Origin of the sequence: Streptomyces avermitilis MA-4680 = NBRC 14893, from assembly GCF_000009765.2 — a bacterium.
GTDB classification, from domain to species: Bacteria; Actinomycetota; Actinomycetes; order Streptomycetales; family Streptomycetaceae; genus Streptomyces; species Streptomyces avermitilis.
In genome coordinates this window covers 8,167,999-8,188,537 of sequence record NC_003155.5, presented here as the reverse complement: position 1 = coordinate 8,188,537, position 20,539 = coordinate 8,167,999, and the positions used below count along the sequence as shown (strand labels likewise).

Here is a 20,539-nt window from a genome sequence, read left to right as displayed (position 1 = left end):
CCGGAACGGCCGAGGGGACCACTCCCGCCCCCAGGGTCCCGACAACGGCCGACGGCTCACTCCCGGCCTCCGGAAACCCGTGGCAGCCGTCGGCCCGCTCATAGCTCCCCGGGCTCTCGGCAGCGCACTGCGCCCCTACAAGTCCCGGAGCTCGGAAAGGCCAAAACGACGCCCCTCAAGTCCCCCGGGGGGGCCAGCCGCAGCCCGCAGGAGCAGGCCCTCACCGGCAGCAGCAGCGGCAGTGAGGGCCCGTCCAGGATCGCGTCCAGGAACTCGCGCAGGTCGTGCTCGGTGGGCATCTACGCCCTGCAGCGCGTCATGCACGGCTCCTCCCGCGACAGCGGCACGGCACGCCAACGACAGGCCGCCAAGGCCCGTCGGCGGCGCCGTAACCGCCGGAGGGGCCCGCAGCGTCTGCTGCGGGCCCCTCCGTGCGGCTTGAACGGACGGCGACCGTTCCCGGGTCCGACCCGGTCCTGCCGTCCTGCGCGGTGATGCGCTACGCCTCCTCGCGGCGAAGCGACGGCTTCAGCTCCTTCAGACGGCCCAGCAGGCCGTTCACGAAGGCCGGGGAGTCGTCCGTGGAGAACTCCTTGGCGAGCTGGACCGCCTCGTCGAGCACCACGGCGTCCGGCGTCTCGTCGACCCAGAGCAGCTCGTAGGTGCCGAGACGCAGAATGTTGCGGTCGACGACCGGCATGCGGTCGAGCGTCCAGCCGACGGCGTACTGCGAGATGAGCTCGTCGATCCGGTTCACCTTTTTGGCGTAACCCTCGACCAGCTGCATCGTGTACTCGCTCACCGGCGGCTGCCTGGTGTCGGTCCGGGAGTGCCGGATCCAGTCCGCCAGGACCGTCAGGACGTCCACGCCGCGCTGGTCGCCCTCGAAGAGGATCTGGAAGGCGCGCTTGCGGGCCGTGTTGCGGGCAGCCACGGTTAGCTGTTCACCCGGCCGAGGTAGTCGCTCGTGCGGGTGTCGACCTTGATCTTCTCACCGGTGGTGATGAAGAGCGGGACCTGGATCTGGTGACCGGTCTCCAGCGTGGCGGGCTTGGTGCCGCCGGTGGAGCGGTCGCCCTGGACGCCCGGCTCGGTCTCCTGGATGACGAGCTCGACGGCGGCCGGCAGCTCGACGAAGAGCACCTCGCCCTCGTGCTGCGCGACGGTGGCCGTGAAGCCCTCGATCAGGAAGTTGGCGGCGTCGCCGACGGACTTGCGGTCGACCATCAGCTGGTCGTACGTGTCCATGTCCATGAAGACGAAGTACTCGCCGTCCATGTACGAGAACTGCATGTCGCGCTTGTCGATCGTGGCCGTCTCGACCTTGACGCCGGCGTTGAACGTCTTGTCGACGACCTTGCCGGAGAGCACGTTCTTCAGCTTGGTGCGCACGAAGGCCGGGCCCTTGCCGGGCTTGACGTGCTGGAACTCGACGACGGACCAGAGCTGGCCTCCGTCGAGCTTGAGCACCAGGCCGTTCTTGAGGTCGTTCGTGGAAGCCACGGTTGCGGAATCTCCTGGACTGACGTGGACGACCCCGGGACACGCGCGTAGCTCGAGGGCTAGAGCGCGAGCAGTTCCTTGGTCGTGATGGTGAGTAGCTCGGGTCCGCCGTCCGCCTCGGGGCGTACGACGAGCGTGTCATCGATCCTGACACCGCCCCGGCCCGGGAGGTGGACCCCCGGTTCGACGGTGACCGGCACGCAAGCGTCCAGTTTACCCATGGCCGCGGGGGCCAGCTGCGGGTCCTCGTCGATTTCGAGCCCCACACCGTGTCCGGTCAGCGGCGGAAGGCCTTCCGCATGGCCCGTGGACTCCAGCGCCTGGCGGGCCGCGCGGTCCACATCACGGTAGGCGGCGCCGGGTGCCAGCGCCTCACGTCCGGCCCGCTGGGCGGCGAAGACCAGGTCGTACAGCTCGATCTGCCATTCGGCGGGCGAGGTGCCGATGACGAAGGTCCGGCCGATCTCACAGCGGTAGCCGTGGTACGTCGCGCCGAGGCAGACGGAGAGGAAGTCGCCCTCCTCCACCCGCCGGTCGGTGGGCCGGTGACCGCGCCGGCCGGAGTTCGGGCCGGTGGCGACGGAGGTCGGGAAGGCGGGCCCGTCGGCCCCGTGGTCCACGAGCCGGCGTTCCAGTTCGAGAGCGAGATGGCGCTCGGTGCGGCCGACGAGGATCGATTCGAGCAGTTCACCGAGGGCCTGGTCGGCGATCTCCGCGCCGATCCGCAGGAAGGAGATCTCCTCCTCGTCCTTCACCACGCGCAGCTGCTCGACCGCGCCCCCGACATCGGCAAGGCGCAGCCGGGGCGCCACCGATCTGATGGCCCGGTGCCGGGCGACGGTGAGGTGGTGCTCCTCGACCGCCAGCGACTCGGCGCCCTGCGCACCGGCGCAGTCCGCCGCCGCGACCGCCGGATCACCGCCGGGCCGCTCCAGCAGCTGCACCCGCAGCGCCTCGTCGAGCCGGCCCTGGGCGGGCTGGTCGCCGGGCGGACCCGTGCACAGCAGCAGGTCCTCGCCCTTGCCCAGCAGCAGTACGGCGCCCTGCGGCGCGGCGCCCGCGAGATAGCGGACATTGGCGGGACGGGAGATCAACGCCGCCGCGCTGCCACCCGCCGTACACCGTTCCCGTAGCCGCTCCCGGCGGGCCGCGTACACCTCTGACATGACCCGAGCCTACGAGCGCCGACCGGATACCGCCGGTCCAACGGGTCCGGACGGGCGGCGGGGACCTCCGTCCGGGTGCGGCGGCCGGGGCCGGCCGCCTGCGGGCGTCGTCACCGACGCCCGCTCAGCGGTGCCTCACCACTGCGGCGGGCTCGCGATGGAGCGGGCCAGCACCTCGTCGAGGACACGGGCCGTCGCCGGTACGTCGAGCTGGGAATTGTCGATGATCGGCAGCCCGGATCCGTACCAGCCGGCCATCCGGCCGTGGATACGGGCGACCTCTTCGTCGGTGAGACGGCGGTTTCCGGAGCGCTCGGCGTTGCGCTCCAGGACTATCTCGAGGCCCGGGAGGAGCACCACGGGCAGCAGCCCCGGACCGACATGTCGCTTCCAGCCACCGAGGCCGACGACCGGGCGGTCCGGGAACACCGCGTCGTCGAGGATGCACGAGATGCCGTTGGCCAGGAAGTTGCGGGCCGCGAAGCCGCAGGTGCGGCGGGCGAGACGATACTGCGCCTCCGAATGGTCGTTCCACCCGGACTGCGGGTCGGCGAAGCCCGAGCGCACCCATTCGCGTACGTCGTCGAGGCTGATGTGCGCGGTGGGGACCCGGCGGTGGTCCGCCCAGTACTTGGCGACGCTCGTCTTTCCGGCGCCCGCGGGGCCGATGAGCAGCACGGCGAGTGTGGTGGACGTGGCGTCGGCCGGACCCACGGCGGGCGGGGTGCTCGGCATGGGGACCGGGCCGCCGGGCGGTAGCTGCACATGGCCCGTGGTGTCCGGCGCGGGCGGCACGGGGACGTGCTGCGGGGGCGCGTGATGCTGCGGGACCTGCGTGTGCGGCGGCCCCGGAGGCACCGGCGCGCCCGCGAAACCGGGCGGGGGCGCCGGTGCCGGACCTGGCGGGGGCGCCGGCGCGGGACCCGGGTGCGCGCCCGGGTGATGTGCGGCCGACAACCAACCGGTCGCCGGTTGGTGCCCCGCGTGGTGGGGCGGCGGCAGCGGACCTCCCACTGCGTGCTGCATCCGGTGCCACTCCGTCTCGTACAGGCAATTGACGCTGGCAGCGGGGCTCGAACCCCCGCTCGCCACCGAACGGTACCGTCCCCGACCGCCGTTGTGTGAACGGCCGGGGAAGGGCCGAAGTGCCCGTCGGCAGAGGCACATCGGGCGGGCCGGGCCCGAGCGGGAGTTACTCCCCCACTTCGCCGTACGCGGCGAGCAGGACGGCCGGGTCCGGGCCCTCGAGGACGGTGGGCTTGGCGAGCCCGTCGAGGACGATGAAGCGGAGCAGGTCGCCGCGTGACTTCTTGTCGACCTTCATGGTCTCGAGCAGCTTGGGCCACTGGTCGTAGCGGTAGTGCAGCGGCAGCCCGACCGATTCCAGGACCGTGCGGTGCCGGTCCGCCGTCGCGTCGTCCAACCGGCCTGCCAGACGGCCGAGTTCGGCGGCGAAGTGCATGCCTACGGAGACGGCCGCGCCGTGCCGCCACTTGTAGCGCTCGTTCTTCTCGATGGCGTGCGCGAGGGTGTGGCCGTAGTTGAGGATCTCGCGCAGGCCCGACTCCTTGAGGTCGCCGGAGACGACCTCGGCCTTGACCTTGATGGAGCGCTCGATCAGCTCGGCGGTGTGCGGTCCCGCGGGAGTGCGGGCCGCTTGCGGGTCGGCCTCGATGAGCTCCAGGATCGCCGGGTCGGCGATGAAGCCGGCCTTGATGATCTCGGCGAGCCCGGAGACGTAGTCGTTGACCGGCAGCGAGTCCAGCGCCGCGAGGTCGCACAGGACGCCCGCGGGCGGGTGGAACGCGCCGACGAGGTTCTTGCCCTCGGCGGTGTTGATACCGGTCTTGCCGCCGACGGCCGCGTCGACCATGCCGAGGACGGTGGTGGGGACGGCGATCCAGCGCACGCCGCGCAGCCAGGTGGCGGCGACGAATCCGGCGAGGTCGGTGGTGGCGCCGCCGCCCACGCCGACGATCACGTCGGTGCGCGTGAACCCGGACTGGCCGAGCGCCTTCCAGCAGTAGGCGGCGACCTCGACGGTCTTGGCCTCCTCCGCGTTCGGCACCTGGATGGCGACGGCCTCGTACCCCTGCTCGGCCAGGTCGGCCCGCAGCGCCTCACCGGTCTCGGCGAGCGCCTCGGGGTGGACGACGGCGACGCGCTTGACCCTGTCCCCGATCAGACCGGCGAGTTCGCCCAGGAGCTGTCGGCCGACCAGCACCTCGTACGGGTCCGTCCCCGCGGTACCGCCGACGTGGATCCGGGTGACTGCCTCGCTCATGCTTCCTTCAACTCCAGTGCGTCGAGGACGGCTTGGGCGACCTCTTCGGGGCCGCGGCCGTCGGTGGCGACCACCGCGCGGGCGACTTCGGTGTACAGGTGGCGGCGCGCCTCCATCAGCTCCCGCCACTGCCGGCGCGGGTTGACGGCGAGCAGCGGCCGGGCCGCGTTGAGGCCGGTGCGCTTGACGGCCTCGTCGACCTCCATCGAGAGGTAGACGACACGGTGCCCGGCGAGCAGCGCGCGGGTGTCCGCGTCGAGGATCGCGCCGCCGCCGAGCGCCAGTACGCCGTCGTGCTCGGCGAGCGCCGTGTGCACCGCCCGCTTCTCGATGGCACGGAAGACCGGCTCGCCCTCGTCGACGAAGATGTCGGCGATGGTGCGGCCCTCGGCGGTCACGATGTCGTCGTCCGTGTCCCGGTAGGCGCAGCCGAGCCGCTCGGCGACGAGCGCGCCCACCGTGGACTTGCCGACGCCCATGGGGCCGACGAGGACGACGCGCGGAACGGTCACCGCACGACCAGGTTGTCGAGGTACGAGCGGACGTTGCGCCGGGTCTCCGGGACGCTGTCGCCGCCGAACTTCTCGGCCACCGCGTCGGCCAGGACCAGCGCCACCATGGCTTCGGCGACGATGCCGGCGGCCGGGACCGCGCACACGTCGGAGCGCTGGTGGTGGGCCTTGGTGGCCTCGCCGGTGGCCACGTCGATGGTGGCCAGCGCGCGCGGCACGGTCGCGATCGGCTTCATCGCGGCGCGCACCCGCAGCAGCTCACCGGTGGTCAGCCCGCCCTCGGTGCCGCCGGAGCGGCCGGTGGTACGCCTGACGCCGTCGGCGGTCTGCACGATCTCGTCGTGCGCCTTGGAGCCCGGCACCCGGGCCAGCTCGAAGCCGTCGCCGACCTCGACGCCCTTGATCGCCTGGATGCCCATGAGCGCGGCCGCGAGCCGGGCGTCCAGACGCCGGTCCCAGTGCACGTGCGAGCCGAGGCCCACCGGTACGTCGTACGCGAGGACCTCGACCACACCGCCGAGGGTGTCGCCGTCCTTGTGGGCCTGGTCGATCTCCGCGACCATCGCCTTCGACGCGTCGGCGTCGAGGCAGCGCACCGGGTCGGCGTCGAGCTTCTCGACGTCGGCGGGGGTCGGGTAGACGCCGTACGGGGCCTTGGCGGCGGCCAGCTCGACCACGTGCGAGACGATCTCGATCCCGGCCGTCTCCTTCAGGTACGACCGGGCCACCGCGCCGAGCGCGACACGGGCCGCGGTCTCGCGGGCGGAGGCGCGCTCCAGGATCGGGCGGGCCTCGTCGAAGCCGTACTTCTGCATGCCGGCGAGGTCGGCGTGACCGGGCCGGGGCCGGGTCAGCGGCGCGTTGCGCGCGAGGTCGGCGAGGATGGCCGGATCCACCGGGTCGGCCGCCATGACCTGTTCCCACTTGGGCCACTCGGTGTTGCCGACCATGATCGCGACCGGCGAGCCGAGGGTGAGACCGTGACGGACGCCGCCCAGGAAGGTGACCTCGTCGCGCTCGAACTTCATGCGGGCACCGCGCCCGTAGCCCAGGCGCCGCCGGGCCAGGTGGTCCGCCACCATGTCCGTGGTGATAGGCACGCCGGCGGGAAGGCCCTCCAGCGTCGCGACAAGTGCGGGACCGTGGGACTCCCCCGCGGTCAGCCAGCGCAACCTGCTCAACGGTGCTCCTCATACTCGCGCCCTGGTACTGCCCTGCGTACGCGCGTCCTCGCGTACGGCGACGGCGCGACCGGGTGCGCGGCCCTGGCCCGCCAGGTCCGATCCTCCCACGTCCGGTGGCGAGAACCGGCCCCAGGTCCATCTGGCGGACGCTGCGACGGACGGCCGGCTCACTCCGTCCGGGCCGCCGCGCCCCATCGCCTCCCGGATACGGACGTACGTGCCGCAGCGGCCCGGTCTTCTGCCCCGGACTTCTGTCCCATCGCGCCGAGCACGTCGAGCGAGGGAGTCGCCGTCTTCAGCTTCGCGCGGACGCTGTCGTTCGAGAAGGCGCGGTGGCCAAATACCTGCCCAAGCCGCCGCAGCCGCCGCGCAGGCTGACGGACCGGCTACCGGGCCGCCAGCGCGTGCTCCCCCGCCCGCCGCATGGCGTCCAGCGGAGCCGGCGAGCGCCCCGTCATCTGCTCGACCTGGAGCACCGCCTGGTGGACCAGGAGGTCCAGCCCGCTGACGACGGCGCCGCCGTACGCGGACCAGCGCGCGGCCAGGTCGGTGGGCCAGGGGTCGTACAGCACGTCGAACAGCGTGGCGGGCCGCTCCGGAACGGCGGCGGCCAGCGCGTCCGTCGCACCGGCCGGGGTGGTGGCGACGACCAGCGGGGCCCGCAGTGCCTCGGCCGCCTGCGCCCAGTCCTCGGTACGCACCTCGACGTCGAGCCGTTCGCCCCACTGCCGCATCTCGGCGGCGCGCGCCTCGCTGCGGACGTACGCGACGACCTCACCGGTGCAGATCCGGGCGAGCGCGGCCAGCGCGGACGAGGCGGTGGCGCCCGCGCCGAGGATCGCGGCGGAGTCGACCTGCTCGATGCCCCGCTCACGCAGGGCCGCAACCATCCCCGGGATGTCGGTGTTGTCGCCGACGCGCCGCCCGTCCCGCGTGCACACCACGGTGTTCACGGCCTCCACCGACGCGGCGGTCTCGGTGATCTCGTCGAGCAGCGGGATGACGGCCCGCTTCAGCGGCATGGTCAGCGACAGCCCCGCCCACTCGGGCCCGAGCTTCCCGAAGAAGGCGGGCAGCGCCTCCTCGTCCACGTCGAACCGGTCGTACGACCAGTCGCTCAGCCTCAACTCGGCGTACGCGGCGCGGTGCAGCACCGGGGAGAGGGAGTGGGCGATGGGGGACCCGAGTACGGCGGCTCGGCGCTTGCTGTCGGTGCCCGTCATTGTCCGTTCTTCTGCTCTTCGAGGTACTTCTCGCGATTGCGGTTCTGCTCTTCGTTGGTCTCGGCGAAAAGCGTCTTGTCCGCGCTGATCGAAACGAAGTAGTACCAGTTGCCCTTGGCCGGATTGAGGGCCGCGTTGATCGCCACATCACCGGGGTTGCTGATCGGTCCGGGCGGCAGACCCTTGATCTTGTAGGTGTTGTACGGGTCGTTGATCTTCCGCAGGTCGTTGACCGAACCGGTGGCGAGCTTGGATTCGCCGCGCAGGTAATTCACCGTGGAGTCGAAGTCGAGGAGGCCGTAGGTCTCGGTGTTGTCCGGCTTCAGACGGTTGTAGACGACCCGCGCGACCTTTTCGAAGTCGTTCTTGGAGTTTCCTTCGGACTGGACGAGGCTCGCGACCGTCAGGACCTGGAGCGGATTCTTCAGGTTCAGGTCCTTGGCCTTCGCCTGGATGCCCAGTGCGGCGTACTTGTCCTTGGCCAGGTTGACCATTTCCTTCAGGACGTCCTTGGGCTTCATGCCCTTGGAGACCGGATAGGTGGACGGGTAGAGGAATCCCTCCAGCGGGTCCTTGATGTCCTTGTCGGTGTTCGCCCAGTCCGGGAGCCCGAGGGTCGACCATTCCTTCTCGGCGACGCCCTTGGTGGTTCCCTTTTTGACTCCGAGACGCGTGTCGATCGCGGTGTAGACCCGCGCGTTGCGCTGGCCCTCGTAGACCGTCAGGTTGTTCTTGCTCTTGGGGCTGAGCATGAGCTCGACGGCGCTCTTCGCGGACATTTCCTTCTTGAGCGTGTACGCGCCCGGCTGGATCTTGTCCCCGTCGGGATTCGTCGCCTGAGCGGAGACGAAGGCCCCGGCGCTCTTGACGACCCCGGCCTCCTCCAGCTTCTGGCCGATCACCGACCCGAAGGCACCCTTCGGGATGACGACGGTCACCTGCTCGCCCGTCCCGTCCCCCGCGTAGTCGGGTGCCGCGCCGAAACGATTTTGGTAGAACTGCCAGCCGTAGTACCCGACACCGCCGAGGCCACCGCCGAACACCAGCACGACCACCAGGCAGGCGCATCCGTTGCGGCGCTTCTTTGCCTTGCCATCGCCACGGCCACGGCGGTCACCTCGTCCGCCGCGGCCCTTGGCCTCGTCGTCGAGGTCGTCGTCATCGTCGCCGCCGCCCGCGAAGAAGGCGTGTTCTCCCTCATCGGGGCCCGGGTCCCAGTCGGTCTCCGGCTCGGGCTCGGGCTTGGGCTCGGCGCGGCGCCGACCGGGCGGCTCCGGGGGCGGGTAGGCGTCGGGCGTGCCGTAGAAGTCGGGCTGCTCACCGCTGTACGCGGCGGGCTGCCCCCCGTACGGGTCGGCCGGATCGGCGGCATACGGGACCTGGGGGTGCGCCCCGGTCTCCCAGCCGCCGTTGCCGTACTGCTGATGAGTCTGGTCGGCATACTGCTGCTGACCTTGGGGGTTGTGCTGCTGCTGACCTTGAGGGTCGTGCTGCTGGTGATTCTGGGGGTTGTGCTGCTGCCCCTGGGCGGCGTGCTGCTGGTACTGCTGCTGGGCCGCGTTCTGCTGGGGGTACTGCTGCCCCTGGTCCGCGTACTGCTGCTCGTACTGCTGCCCGCCCTGGTCGTACCCGGCCTGCTGGCCGTTGCCCCAGTCGCCGTACTGCTGCTGCGGCTGCTGCGGATAGTGCTGCGGCTGGCCGCCGTAGGCGGACTGGGCCGCGTGGGGCTCCTGTCCTCCCCATCCGCCGTCCCCGTACAACGGGTCCTCCGGATGCCACGGTTCGGAGCCTGGGCCCCGGCCATACTCAGTCATCGATCCCCTAGAGCCGCGAGGCGGCGGTCGTACGGCGCTTGTGGCACCGCCTCCGTTCCGCCTCTTCTGCTGTGCGGCGACTGTTCGAACACCGCCGCATCGCGCGGAACGTTACCGTATCGCGATCAGATGACCACTTCGACGCCCTCACCGGGAGCTTTACCTGACACCCGTTCGGATTCCAACGCCTGCTGAAGAATGATCACAGCGGCCGCCTGATCGATGACGGACCTGCCCTTCTTGGACTTCACGCCCGAGGCGCGCAGTCCCTGACTGGCCGTCACTGTGGTCATCCTCTCGTCCATGAGCCGCACCGGGACCGGTGCGATCACGCGGGCGAGCTCCTGGGCGAAGGCGCGGACCTTGACCGCGGCCGGGCCCTCGCCCCCCTTGAGGGAGCGAGGGAGCCCGAGGACGACCTCGATCGGTTCGTACTCCTCGACGAGTTGCTTCAACCGGCGATGAGCGGCCGGAACGTCACGCCCCGGGACCGTCTCCACCGGCGTCGCGAGGATCCCGTCGGGGTCGCACGAGGCGACCCCGATGCGGGCGTCCCCGACGTCGACCGCGAGCCGACGTCCTCTGCGCATACCCACTACCGTCTCTTACTTGGCGGTCTCGGTGACCAGGCGCTCGACGGCGTCGATGGCCTCCCCGATGGCGGCGGGGTTCTGGCCGCCGCCCTGGGCTACGTCCGGCTTGCCGCCACCGCCGCCGCCAAGGGTCTTGGCGGCCGCACGGACCAGGTCGCCGGCCTTGAGACCGCGCTCACGGGCGGCCTCGTTGGTGGCGATGACCGTCAGCGGCTTCCCGCCCACCGTGGTGAACAGGGCGACCACGGCGGGCCGTCCGCCCTGGATGCGGCCGCGCACGTCGAGGACCAGCCTGCGCAGGTCGTCGGCGGTCGTGCCGTCCGGGACCTGGCCGGTGACCAGCGCGATTCCGCGGACGTCCTTGGCGGAGTCGACGAGACCGGCGGCGGCCTGGAGCACCTTCTCCGCGCGGAACCTCTCGATCTCCTTCTCGGCGTCCTTCAGCTTGCCGAGCATGGCGGAGACCTTCTCCGGCAGCTCCTCCGGACGGCCCTTGACCAGCTCCTGGATCTGGGCGACGACCGTGTGCTCCCGGGCGAGGAAGTTGTACGCGTCGACGCCGACCAGGGCTTCGATACGGCGCACACCGGAGCCGATGGAGGATTCGCCGAGCAGCTTCACCAGGCCCAGCTGAGCGGTGTTGTGGACGTGCGTACCGCCGCACAGCTCCTTGGAGAAGTCGCCGATGGTGACGACCCGCACGCGCTCGCCGTACTTCTCGCCGAACTCGGCGATGGCGCCCTGCTTCTTGGCCTCGTCGATGCTCATGACCTCGGCCTGGACGTCCAGGTCGCGGGCGAGCACCTCGTTGATCTGCTGCTCGACGTCGGTCATCACGGTCGTGGGTACCGCCGACGGGGAGCCGAAGTCGAAGCGGAAGCGGCCGGGCTGGTTCTCGGAACCGGCCTGGGCGGCCGTCGGGCCGAGGGCGTCGCGCAGGGCCTGGTGCGTGAGGTGCGTGGCCGAGTGGGCGCGGGCGATGGCCTTGCGACGGCGGACGTCGATGGAGACCTGGGCCTTGGCTCCGACGGTGACTTCGCCGACCTGGACGACGCCCTTGTGGACGTACACGCCCGGGACCGGCTTCTGGCAGTCGCGGACCTCGATGATCGCGCCGCTCTCCACCTTGATGCGGCCGGTGTCGCCGATCTGGCCACCGCCCTCGGCGTAGAACGGGGTGCGGTCCAGGACGATCTCGACCTCGTCGCCCTCGGTGGCGGCGGGCGAGGAGACACCGTCGACGAGGATGCCGACGATCGTGGACTCGCCCTCGGTCTGCGTGTAGCCGATGAAGTCGGTCTCGCCGGCGGCGTCGGCGATCTCGCGGTAGGCACCGAGGTCGGCGTGGCCGGTCTTCTTGGACTGGGCGTCGGCCTTGGCGCGCTCCCGCTGCTCCTTCATCAGGCGGCGGAAGCCGTCCTCGTCCACGGAAAGGCCCTGTTCGGCGGCCATTTCGAGGGTGAGGTCGATCGGGAAGCCCCAGGTGTCGTGGAGCAGGAAGGCCTTGTCGCCGGGCAGGACCTGGCCGCCGGAGGCCTTGGTCTCCGTGACGGCGGTGTCGAGGATGTTCGTGCCGGCCTTCAGCGTCTTGAGGAAGGCGGCCTCCTCGGCGAGGGCCACCGTCTCGATGCGCTGACGGTCGGAGATGAGCTCCGGGTACTGCTGGCCCATCATCGCGATCACGACGTCGACGAGGTCCTTGACGACCGGACCGGTGGCGCCGAGCAGACGCATGTTGCGGATGGCGCGGCGCATGATGCGGCGCAGCACGTAACCACGGCCCTCGTTGCCCGGCGTGACGCCGTCACCGATGAGCATCACGGACGTACGCATGTGGTCGGTGACCACGCGCAGCGAGACGTCGGAGCCGTGGGCGGCACCGTACTCGACGCCGGTCAGCTCGGTGGCCTTCTGGATGACGGCCATGGAGGTGTCGATCTCGTACATGTTCTGCACACCCTGCAGAATCATGGCGAGGCGTTCCATGCCGAGGCCGGTGTCGATGTTCTTCTGCGGCAGGTCGCCGAGGATCTCGAAGTCGTCCTTCGAGGTGCCCTCGCCGCGCTCGTACTGCATGAAGACCAGGTTCCAGATCTCCACGTACCGCTCGTCGTTGACGGCCGGGCCGCCCTCGACGCCGAACTCGGGGCCGCGGTCGTAGTTGATCTCGGAGCACGGGCCGCAGGGGCCGGGGACGCCCATGGACCAGTAGTTGTCCTTCTTGCCGAGGCGCTGGATGCGCTCGGCCGGGACGCCGATCTTGTCGCGCCAGATGGTCTCGGCCTCGTCGTCGTCGAGGTAGACCGTGATCCACAGGCGCTCCGGGTCGAGCCCGTAACCACCCTTGTCCTGGGGCGTGGTGAGCAGCTCCCAGGCGTAGGTGATGGCGCCTTCCTTGAAGTAGTCGCCGAAGGAGAAGTTGCCGCACATCTGGAAGAACGTGCCGTGGCGCGTGGTCTTGCCGACCTCTTCGATGTCGGGCGTGCGCACGCACTTCTGCACGCTGGTGGCGCGCGGCCACGGCGGCTTGACCTCACCGAGGAAATACGGCTTGAAGGGGACCATGCCCGCGGGAACCAGGAGCAGAGTCGGGTCGTCCGCGATGAGCGACGCCGAGGGGACGACGGTGTGACCGCGCTCCTCGTAGAAGCTCAACCAGCGGCGGCGAATCTCGGCCGACTCCATCAGTGGTCCTCATTCCGGTTGTGCGAGTACGTCGACCTCTCGACGTACCTCGGGTCCTTGCTGTACTTCGGGTTGTTGCTGTTCTCGATGGCGGCGATGCGCCGCGGGCCCGGGAGTTCGGGGTCCGCGTCGATCCCGAGCACCTCGCCGAGCTCGGCCTCCCGCTGGGCCATGCCGTCGCGGACGTCGAGTGCGAAGTCCCTGAGTTTGTGGCCCGCCTCGATCGCCTTGTTCGCGGCCTGCGCGGCGAGGCTCTCGGGCGTCAGCTGCTTGAGCTTGCGGTTGACCTTGGTGGTGGCCCACACACCGGCGGCAGCGCCCGCGGTGAACCAGAACGTACGGCGGAACATCGCTGCGTCAGTCCCTCTTATTCCGGTTGTCCCGCTTCTCGCGTCGCGCGGACGGGACGGGGCGGCCCACGATCACGGTACGCCGGGGCGTCTTGGGGGGCACGTTCTCGCGGCGGCTGCCGAGCGCCCGGCGCACGCCGTAGCCGAACGCCGCGACCTTGACCAGGGGGCCGCCGAAGGTGGAGGCGACGGTGGTCGACAGCGCCGACGCGTTCGACGTGACCTCCTGGACGTCCGAGGCGATGGCGTCGACCCGCTCGATCTGGGTCTGGGCGGAGCGCACGGCCGTCGAGGCGTCCGCGAGGAGCGGCACCGCCTGGTCGGTCACGTCCGCGACGAGTTTGGTGGTCGCCTTGAGCGTCTGGGCCAGCCTCGCCAGCGCGACGGCGAGGAAGGAGACCAGGATCGCCCAGAAGACGGCCACCAGGATCCCGGCCACCTCTCCACCGGACACTGTGTGCACCCGCTCCCTGGATCATGCCTGAACATCGAAAGTCGTTGCCCGAGCCTATCGCGCCGGGGCGGCCGCTCCGTACCGCATTACGGTCCCGGACATGCGTCAGCCCGCCGGCTCGCCCACCACGAAGGGCGGGGAGACGACGGGCTGACGCGAAGGTGGTGCTGCGTCCGCCGAAGAATCAGCGGGCGTAGTACTCGACGACGAGCTGCTCGTCGCAGATCACCGGGATCTCCTTGCGGTTCGGCTCGCGGTCCAGGCGGAAGGCCAGGGCGCGGAGGTTCACCTGGAGGTAGCGCGGGGTCTCGCCGTCGGGGGCGAAGCCACCCTCACGGGCAACCTCGAACAGCGGCTTCTGACGGCTGCGCTCACGCACCATGACGACGTCGTCCGGCTTGACGCGGAAGGACGGCTTGTCGACCTTCTGGCCGTTGACCTCGATGTGGCCGTGGACGACCATCTGGCGGGCCTGGTAGATCGTGCGGGCGATGCCCGAACGCAGGACCAGCGCGTCGAGACGGCGCTCGAGCTCGATGACCAGGGCCTCACCGGTCTTGCCCTGCGTCTTGGCGGCACGCTCGTAGGCGCGGACGAGCTGGCGCTCGGACACGTCGTACTGCGCGCGCAGACGCTGCTTCTCGAGCAGACGGACCTTGTAGTCCGAGTTCTGCTTGCGGCCGCGGCCGTGCTCGCCCGGCGGGTAGGGGCGGGCCTCGAAGTACTTGACGGCCTTCGGGGTCAGCGCGATGCCGAGGGCACGCGACTTCTTGACCTTGGGGCGGGACTGATTCGCCACTGTCTTTTTCTCTTTCCTGGATTCGGCTCACCAGAGTTAAAGGAGGTCGCATCCGCAGCCTGGGAAACCCCGCGGGTCCTTGCGGACCTGCCGGGCAGCCGCTCCCTGGTCTGGGCACATACGTGCAGCACGCGAGTGGCCCACCGACCGATCCCGGTACCGGGTGGTGGTGGGCTGCCCGCGACACCTTCGACGGTGCGCGACGCTCCTGGAATCCCCGCGGTGAGGCGGGGGCTCCGGCTGGATGTCCCGTTTGGTGATGTCGACCGGAGTCGGACACGGGACTCAGCGCTGCGAGCCATCGTACAGGGCGATCAGGGCCGTCCTCGACCGAGGTGCTTCCTGGTCCACTCCACCGCGTCCGCGTAGCGCGCCTCGGCGCCGTGCCGGGTGGGTGTGTAGTACTCCCGGTCCTTGAGCTCCTCCGGGGCGTACTGCTGGGCGGCGATGCCCTCGGGCAGGTCGTGCGGGTACACGTACCCCTGGGCGTGCCCGAGCTTGGCCGCGCCCTTGTAGTGCCCGTCCCGCAGGTGGAGCGGCACGGGTCCCGCATGGCCCTTGCGTACGTCCTCCATGGCGGCGCCGATCGCCATGGTCGCGGCGTTGGACTTCGGCGCCAGGGCGAGGGCGATCGTCGCGTGGCTGAGGGTGAGGGCGGCCTCCGGGAAGCCGATCATGGCGACGGCCTGGGCGGCGGCGACCGCCGTCGGCAGCGCGTGGGGATCGGTCAGGCCGATGTCCTCACTGGCGGAGATCATCAGGCGCCGGGCGATGAAGCGGGGGTCCTCGCCGGCCTCGATCATCCGGGCCAGATAATGCAGCGCGGCGTCCACGTCCGAGCCGCGGATGGACTTGATCAGCGCGCTCGCCACGTCGTAGTGCTGGTCGCCGTCGCGGTCGTACTTCACGGCGGCGCGGTCGACGGTCTCCTCCAGGGTCTGGAGGCCGATCTCCGGCTCGCCCTTGTCGAGTGCCGCGCCGGCCGCGGCCTCCAGGGCGGTCAACGCGCGGCGGGCGTCTCCGCCGGCGATCCGGAGCAGGTGTTCCTCGGTGTCGGCGGGGAGGGTGACGGCCTCCTTGAGACCGCGCTCGTCGGTGAGCGCCCGGCGCAGCAGTCCGCGCAGGTCGTCGTCGGTGAGCGGTTCGAGGGTGAGGAGCAGGGAGCGGGACAGGAGCGGGGAGATCACCGAGAAGTACGGGTTCTCCGTGGTCGCGGCGATCAGCGTCACCCAGCGGTTCTCGACGGCCGGGAGCAGGGAGTCCTGCTGGGCCTTGCTGAAGCGGTGGATCTCGTCGAGGAAGAGGACGGTCTCCTTGCCGAAGCCGCCGGTGGCGCGGCGGGCGCCGTCGATGACCGCGCGCACCTCCTTCACGCCCGCGGTGATCGCCGACAGCTCCACGAAGCGCTTGTTGGTGGCCTTGGAGACCACGTACGCCAAGGTCGTCTTGCCGGTGCCGGGCGGGCCCCAGAGGATCACCGAGGACGGTCCGGCCGGGCCTCCACTGCCTTCCCCGACCAGTCTGCGCAGGGGTGAGCCCGGCTTCAGCAGATGCTGCTGACCCACGACCTCGTCGAGGGTGCGCGGGCGCATCCGCACCGCCAGGGGGCTGCTGGACGGGTCCTTCTCCTGGCGTTCTTCTGCTGCGGCGGTAAACAGGTCGGGCTCCACTCGCAAAACCCTATGTCACGCCACTGACAATCCCGCCGGGGCCGGGAAGCCCCGGGGATCCGGCGGGGGTCAGCCGGTCCAGAAGTCCCACCAGCGCGTCAGGATCAGCATGCCGATGATCCCGATGTGCATGACCGGCAGCACCCAGGTGAACTCGCCGAAGAAGCTCTTCAGCCAGCGGGGCGCGGGCAGGAAGTCGTTGCGGACGTTGAACGAGGTCACGTACCAGAACATGAGGATCGTGGCGACCCACGCCAGCGAGCACCACAGGCACAGCGAGTTGATCCGGTACAGCGACTGGAACTGCAGCCAGGTGCAGAAGCCGACGCCGAACAGCGTGCCGGCGTTGAAGGTCAGCCAGTACCAGCGCGGGAAGGTGGCCCGCGCGAGCAGGCTCACACCGACGCAGATCACCATGCCGTAGGCGACGAGCCCCAGCATCGGGTTGGGGAACCCGAAGGCGGAGGCCTGCTCGCTCTTCATGATGTTGCCGCAGGAGACGACCGGGTTCAGGCTGCAGCCGGGAACGAAGTTCGGGTTCTCCAGCAGCTTGAACTTGTCGATCGTGATGACCCATGCGGCGAGCAGCCCGGCCGCACCGGTGATCACCAGCAGCAGACCGAACGCGCGACTGCCGCCCACCGTCCGTGGTGTGTCGGCAGCTTCCGGCTCGGTGGAGACGTTCTTGACTCGCGTCTTGCTCATCACGCCGATTCCGTCACTTGAGAGTTGGGCCTGCGGGCATGGTCATTGTGCCGCACGCGCACGCGTGTCCACCGTTCGATGGACATAAGGAGGTACGCGCGATCGGCCCGGAGCGTTCGGTTCCACGGAGGCTTAGCAAGCGGTGCGGCGACGTGGCCGCGGTGGACGGCATCGACCTCGGGATCCGGCCGGGCGAGGCATTCGGCCTGCTCGGACCCGGTGGCGTGGGCCGGAGCGGCACGGTGGGAACCGTCCGGGGCAGCCGCGGCCGGGACGCGGGCGAGGTGTCCGTGCCCGGCACCGGCCCGCGGCAGGGGATGTGCGGGGTGGCTCTCAGGCGTCGAAATCGTCCGGCAGGACGAATCCGCGCCCGCGGGGTTGACGGCCCGCGAGACCGTACGGCCTTTCGCCCCCTCCTGCCCGAGGCCACGGGACCCGGTCGACGAGGAGCCCGGTGGCTGTGCGTCGGACAGCCGACCGTGGGGAACCCTCCGCTGCGGTCGTTCGGGCAGGTCGCCGATGACGAAGGCCCCAGGCGCCGTTGGCACCTGGGGCCCGTGCAGCCGGTGGTCAGCCGAGCCGTGCCTCGAGCTCCGCCACGATCTCGTTCACCCCGACCGCCGTCTGCTCGCCGGACTCCATGTCCTTGAGCTGCACGACACCCTCGGCGAGATCCCGCTCCCCCGCCACGACCGTGTACCGCGCCCCGCTCCGGTTCGCGTTCTTCATCGCGCCCTTCAGGCCCTTCCCGCCGTACGCGAAGTCCGCCGCGATGCCCACCTTCCGCAGCTCGGTGACCTTGGCGAACAGGATCCGCCGGGCCTCCTCCCCGAGCGGCACCGCGAACACGCTGGTGGACGAGGGGAGTTCGAGCTCGACGCCCTCCGCCTCCAGGGCGAGGACCGTGCGGTCGACGCCCAGCGCCCAGCCGACGGACGGCAGCGCGGGGCCGCCGATCATCTCCGACAGTCCGTCGTAGCGGCCGCCGCCGCCCACCGCGGACTGGGAGCCCAGACCGTCGTGGACGAACTCGAAGGTCGTACGCGTGTAGTAGTCCAGACCGCGCACCAGCTTCGCGTCGTCCTCGAAGGAGACACCCGCCGCAGTGATCAGCTCGCGCACCTCCTCGTGGTACGCCTTGCACGCGTCGCACAGGTAGTCCCGCAGCAGCGGAGCGCCCCCGAGCTGCTTCTGGACGTCCTCCCGCTTGTCGTCGAGGACCCGCAGCGGGTTGATCTCGGCGCGGCGGAGGGTGTCCTCGTCCAGGTCGAGGCCGCGCAGGAAGTCCTGCAGCGCGGCCCGGTAGACCGGGCGGCACTCCTTGTCGCCCAGGGAGTTGAGGAGGATCCGGAAGTTGCGCAGACCCAGCGAGCGGTACGACTGGTCCGCCAGGATGATCAGTTCGGCGTCGAGCGCCGGGTCCTCGGCGCCGATCGCCTCGGCGCCGACCTGCGAGAAGTGCCTGTAGCGGCCCTTCTGGGGGCGCTCGTAGCGGTAGTACGAACCCGAGTACCAGAGCTTGACCGGCAGGTTGCCCGCCTTGTGCAGGTTGGCCTCCAGGGCCGCGCGCAGCACGGAGGCGGTGCCCTCGGGGCGCAGGGCCAGCCTGTCGCCGCCCTTGGTCTCGAAGGCGTACATCTCCTTGGTCACGATGTCGGTGGACTCACCGACACCGCGCGCGAACAGCTCGACGTTCTCGAAGCCGGGCGTCTCGATGTAGCCGTAACCGGAGTTGCGCAGCGGGGCGGCGATGGCCTCGCGCACGGCGAGGTACTTCGCGCTGTCCGGAGGAATCAGGTCGTACGTGCCCTTGGGGGCCTTGAAGGTGCTCACGGAAAGTCTCTCGTCACATTCCTCGTCGGGGAGCGTCCACGCTCCCGAGGCCGGCGGCCACCTGCCGCAGATAGGGGTTGGTGGCGCGCTCCTGGCCGATGGTCGTCTGGGGGCCGTGGCCGGACAGCACCACGGTCGAGTCGTCGAGCGGCAGGCACACGCGGGTCAGCGAGCCGAGCATGTCGTCCATGTCGCCGCCGGGCAGGTCGGTGCGTCCGATGGAGCCGGCGAACAGCAGATCCCCGGAGAAGAACACGGACGGAATGTCCGCGCTCTCGGGCATCGTGAAGGTCACCGACCCCTTGGTATGGCCGGGCGCGTGCGCGACGGAGAGGTCGAGGCCCGCGAGCTTCAGCCCGGCGCCGTCGGCCAGTTCCCGCACGTCGTCCGGCTCCCCCACGGTCAGTTCGCCCATGAGCGGCATGCCGATGGAACGGCCGAGCGCCTTCTCGGGGTCGCTCATCATGTACCGGTCCGCGGGATGGATCCAGGCCGGTACGTCGTGCGCGCCGCACACCGGGACGACCGAGGCCACATGGTCGATGTGGCCATGGGTGAGGACGACGGCGACGGGCTTGAGCCGATGCTTCTTGAGCGCGTCCTCGACTCCCTGGGCGGCCTGATGGCCCGGGTCGATGATCACGCACTCCTCACCCGCGGCGGGGGCGACCAGATAACAGTTGGTCCCCCAGGCCCCGGCGGGGAACCCGGCAATGAGCACGATCGTCCTTCGTGGTGTCGTACGAGGTTGTGTCGTACAGCGGTGGGTGGCTGTGGCTCAGAGCCTACCGGCGCTGCCGATTCCTCAGCGAACCCATATACGGTACGGGGCACACGCAGGCGGTCGGCTCACAAGACGCACGCGTCCCACTTGACGTACGAGACGCATGAGGAGAAACCCGGTGGTCACCCAGGAACAGCGGCGACGTCAGCTCGCCCGGGAGAAGTTCTTGCGGCAGCAGCAGCGGCGTACGGCCGCGCGGCGCAAGACACGGATGCGCAACACGGTGGTCGCCTCGGTCCTGGGCGTCGTCGTGGTGGGCAGCGTGGTGTCGTACGCGACCGGGGTCTTCAAGGACGACGGCAAAAAGGCCAACGCGGGCGCGGAGGTGTCCCCGAGCCCCTCGCCGAGCAAGGCGCCGGACCCGTGCGAGAAGGCCGCCGCGGGCAAGGTGAAGTCGCTGAGCTGGAAGAAGGAGCCGGCGGTCACCATCGACAAGTCCGCCGACTACACGATGAAGATGGCGACGACCTGCGGCGACATAGACATCGCCCTGAAGACGGCGCAGGCCCCGCACACGGTGAACTCCTTCAGCTTCCTCGCGGGCAAGGGGTTCTTCGACCACACCAAGTGCCACCGGCTCACCACGAACGGCATCTACGTGCTGCAGTGCGGTGACCCGAAGGGCACCGGAAGCGGCGGCCCCGGCTACACGATCCCGGACGAGAACCTCAAGGACAAAACCCTGAAGGGCGGCATGTACCCGGCGGGCACGGTGGCCATGGCCAACACCGGCCAGAAGCACACGGGCGGCAGCCAGTTCTTCCTCGTCTACCAGGACAGTCAGCTGCCGGCCAGCTACACCCCCTTCGGGACGATCTCCACGTCGGGCATGAAGGTGCTGAAGAAGATCGCCGCGGCCGGTGAGAGCACTGGCCAGGGCGACGGGGCGCCCAACGCGACGGTCGTGGTCAACAGGGCGACCGTGACGAAATCCTGACCGTCAACTGCGAAACTTCGGTCGCGCTGGATGCGGACAGCCG

Annotated in this window: 19 protein-coding genes; 1 reads left to right on the top strand and 18 read right to left on the bottom strand. The window is 70.2% G+C overall.

The features are described from left to right. Window positions 1-499: 499 nt before the first annotated feature. The 18 genes from nusB to SAVERM_RS35170 all read right to left on the bottom strand — a co-directional run bounded on the left by nusB (window position 500) and on the right by SAVERM_RS35170 (window position 19,496). Window positions 500-934 (bottom strand): transcription antitermination factor NusB, encoded by a 435-nt coding sequence (gene nusB / locus SAVERM_RS35255; RefSeq protein ID WP_010988258.1) that lies wholly within the window; start codon window positions 932-934, stop codon window positions 500-502. A 2-nt stretch (window positions 935-936) separates the two neighbouring features. After that, a complete protein-coding gene (gene efp, locus SAVERM_RS35250; protein ID WP_010988257.1) occupies window positions 937-1,503 on the bottom strand; it encodes an elongation factor P in 567 nt (188 codons plus the stop codon). Window positions 1,504-1,562: 59 nt separating this feature from the next. Continuing rightward, window positions 1,563-2,669: an aminopeptidase P family protein gene (locus tag SAVERM_RS35245; RefSeq protein WP_010988256.1), complete on the bottom strand. Its 1,107-nt coding sequence runs from the start codon at window positions 2,667-2,669 to the stop codon at window positions 1,563-1,565. Between the two features lie 135 nt (window positions 2,670-2,804). Beyond that, a complete protein-coding gene (locus SAVERM_RS35240; protein ID WP_010988255.1) occupies window positions 2,805-3,695 on the bottom strand; it encodes a Pro-rich N-terminal domain-containing protein in 891 nt (296 codons plus the stop codon). Window positions 3,696-3,861: 166 nt separating this feature from the next. Further along, on the bottom strand, window positions 3,862-4,953 hold the full coding sequence (gene aroB, locus SAVERM_RS35235) for a 3-dehydroquinate synthase (protein WP_010988254.1): 1,092 nt from the start codon (window positions 4,951-4,953) through the stop codon (window positions 3,862-3,864). Further along, window positions 4,950-5,432, bottom strand: coding sequence for a shikimate kinase (locus SAVERM_RS35230; protein WP_042494617.1), 483 nt, complete (start codon window positions 5,430-5,432; stop codon window positions 4,950-4,952). The genes aroB and SAVERM_RS35230 overlap by 4 nt, the downstream gene beginning before the upstream one ends. Window positions 5,433-5,461: 29 nt before the next feature. Further along, window positions 5,462-6,646 carry a chorismate synthase gene (aroC, locus tag SAVERM_RS35225; RefSeq protein WP_010988252.1) on the bottom strand — a complete coding sequence of 395 codons (1,185 nt, stop codon included), beginning with the start codon at window positions 6,644-6,646 and terminating at the stop codon, window positions 5,462-5,464. 389 nt (window positions 6,647-7,035) lie between these two features. After that, window positions 7,036-7,872 carry a shikimate dehydrogenase gene (locus tag SAVERM_RS35220; RefSeq protein ID WP_010988251.1) on the bottom strand — a complete coding sequence of 279 codons (837 nt, stop codon included), beginning with the start codon at window positions 7,870-7,872 and terminating at the stop codon, window positions 7,036-7,038. Next, entirely contained in the window at window positions 7,869-9,686 is a 1,818-nt protein-coding gene (mltG, locus tag SAVERM_RS35215; protein ID WP_010988250.1) for an endolytic transglycosylase MltG, read from the bottom strand. Before mltG ends, SAVERM_RS35220 begins: the two co-directional genes overlap by 4 nt. Before the next feature lie 125 nt (window positions 9,687-9,811). Next, window positions 9,812-10,276, bottom strand: a complete 465-nt coding sequence (ruvX, locus tag SAVERM_RS35210) for a Holliday junction resolvase RuvX (RefSeq protein WP_037646577.1) — start codon at window positions 10,274-10,276, stop codon at window positions 9,812-9,814. 15 nt (window positions 10,277-10,291) lie between these two features. Next, window positions 10,292-12,964: an alanine--tRNA ligase gene (alaS, locus tag SAVERM_RS35205; protein WP_010988248.1), complete on the bottom strand. Its 2,673-nt coding sequence runs from the start codon at window positions 12,962-12,964 to the stop codon at window positions 10,292-10,294. Next, on the bottom strand, window positions 12,964-13,314 hold the full coding sequence (locus tag SAVERM_RS35200; RefSeq protein ID WP_010988247.1) for a DUF6167 family protein: 351 nt from the start codon (window positions 13,312-13,314) through the stop codon (window positions 12,964-12,966). Before SAVERM_RS35200 ends, alaS begins: the two co-directional genes overlap by 1 nt. Before the next feature lie 7 nt (window positions 13,315-13,321). Beyond that, a complete protein-coding gene (locus tag SAVERM_RS35195) occupies window positions 13,322-13,768 on the bottom strand; it encodes a DUF948 domain-containing protein (protein ID WP_037646574.1) in 447 nt (148 codons plus the stop codon). A gap of 184 nt (window positions 13,769-13,952) precedes the next feature. Continuing rightward, window positions 13,953-14,567 (bottom strand): 30S ribosomal protein S4, encoded by a 615-nt coding sequence (gene rpsD / locus SAVERM_RS35190; RefSeq protein ID WP_010988245.1) that lies wholly within the window; start codon window positions 14,565-14,567, stop codon window positions 13,953-13,955. A 314-nt stretch (window positions 14,568-14,881) separates the two neighbouring features. Next, on the bottom strand, window positions 14,882-16,237 hold the full coding sequence (locus SAVERM_RS35185; protein WP_037646572.1) for a replication-associated recombination protein A: 1,356 nt from the start codon (window positions 16,235-16,237) through the stop codon (window positions 14,882-14,884). A gap of 69 nt (window positions 16,238-16,306) precedes the next feature. Further along, window positions 16,307-16,942 carry a vitamin K epoxide reductase family protein gene (locus SAVERM_RS35180; protein ID WP_037646568.1) on the bottom strand — a complete coding sequence of 212 codons (636 nt, stop codon included), beginning with the start codon at window positions 16,940-16,942 and terminating at the stop codon, window positions 16,307-16,309. 570 nt (window positions 16,943-17,512) lie between these two features. Next, the gene (hisS, locus tag SAVERM_RS35175) at window positions 17,513-18,775 is read right to left on the bottom strand and encodes a histidine--tRNA ligase (protein ID WP_010988242.1); all 1,263 of its coding nucleotides are present in this window, start codon (window positions 18,773-18,775) and stop codon (window positions 17,513-17,515) included. A 13-nt stretch (window positions 18,776-18,788) separates the two neighbouring features. Further along, entirely contained in the window at window positions 18,789-19,496 is a 708-nt protein-coding gene (locus SAVERM_RS35170) for an MBL fold metallo-hydrolase (RefSeq protein ID WP_010988241.1), read from the bottom strand. Between the two features lie 181 nt (window positions 19,497-19,677). On the opposite strand from SAVERM_RS35170, the gene SAVERM_RS35165 reads away from it, so the two are divergent. Continuing rightward, window positions 19,678-20,496: a peptidylprolyl isomerase gene (locus tag SAVERM_RS35165; protein ID WP_037646565.1), complete on the top strand. Its 819-nt coding sequence runs from the start codon at window positions 19,678-19,680 to the stop codon at window positions 20,494-20,496. The last annotated feature ends 43 nt before the right edge of the window (window positions 20,497-20,539 follow it).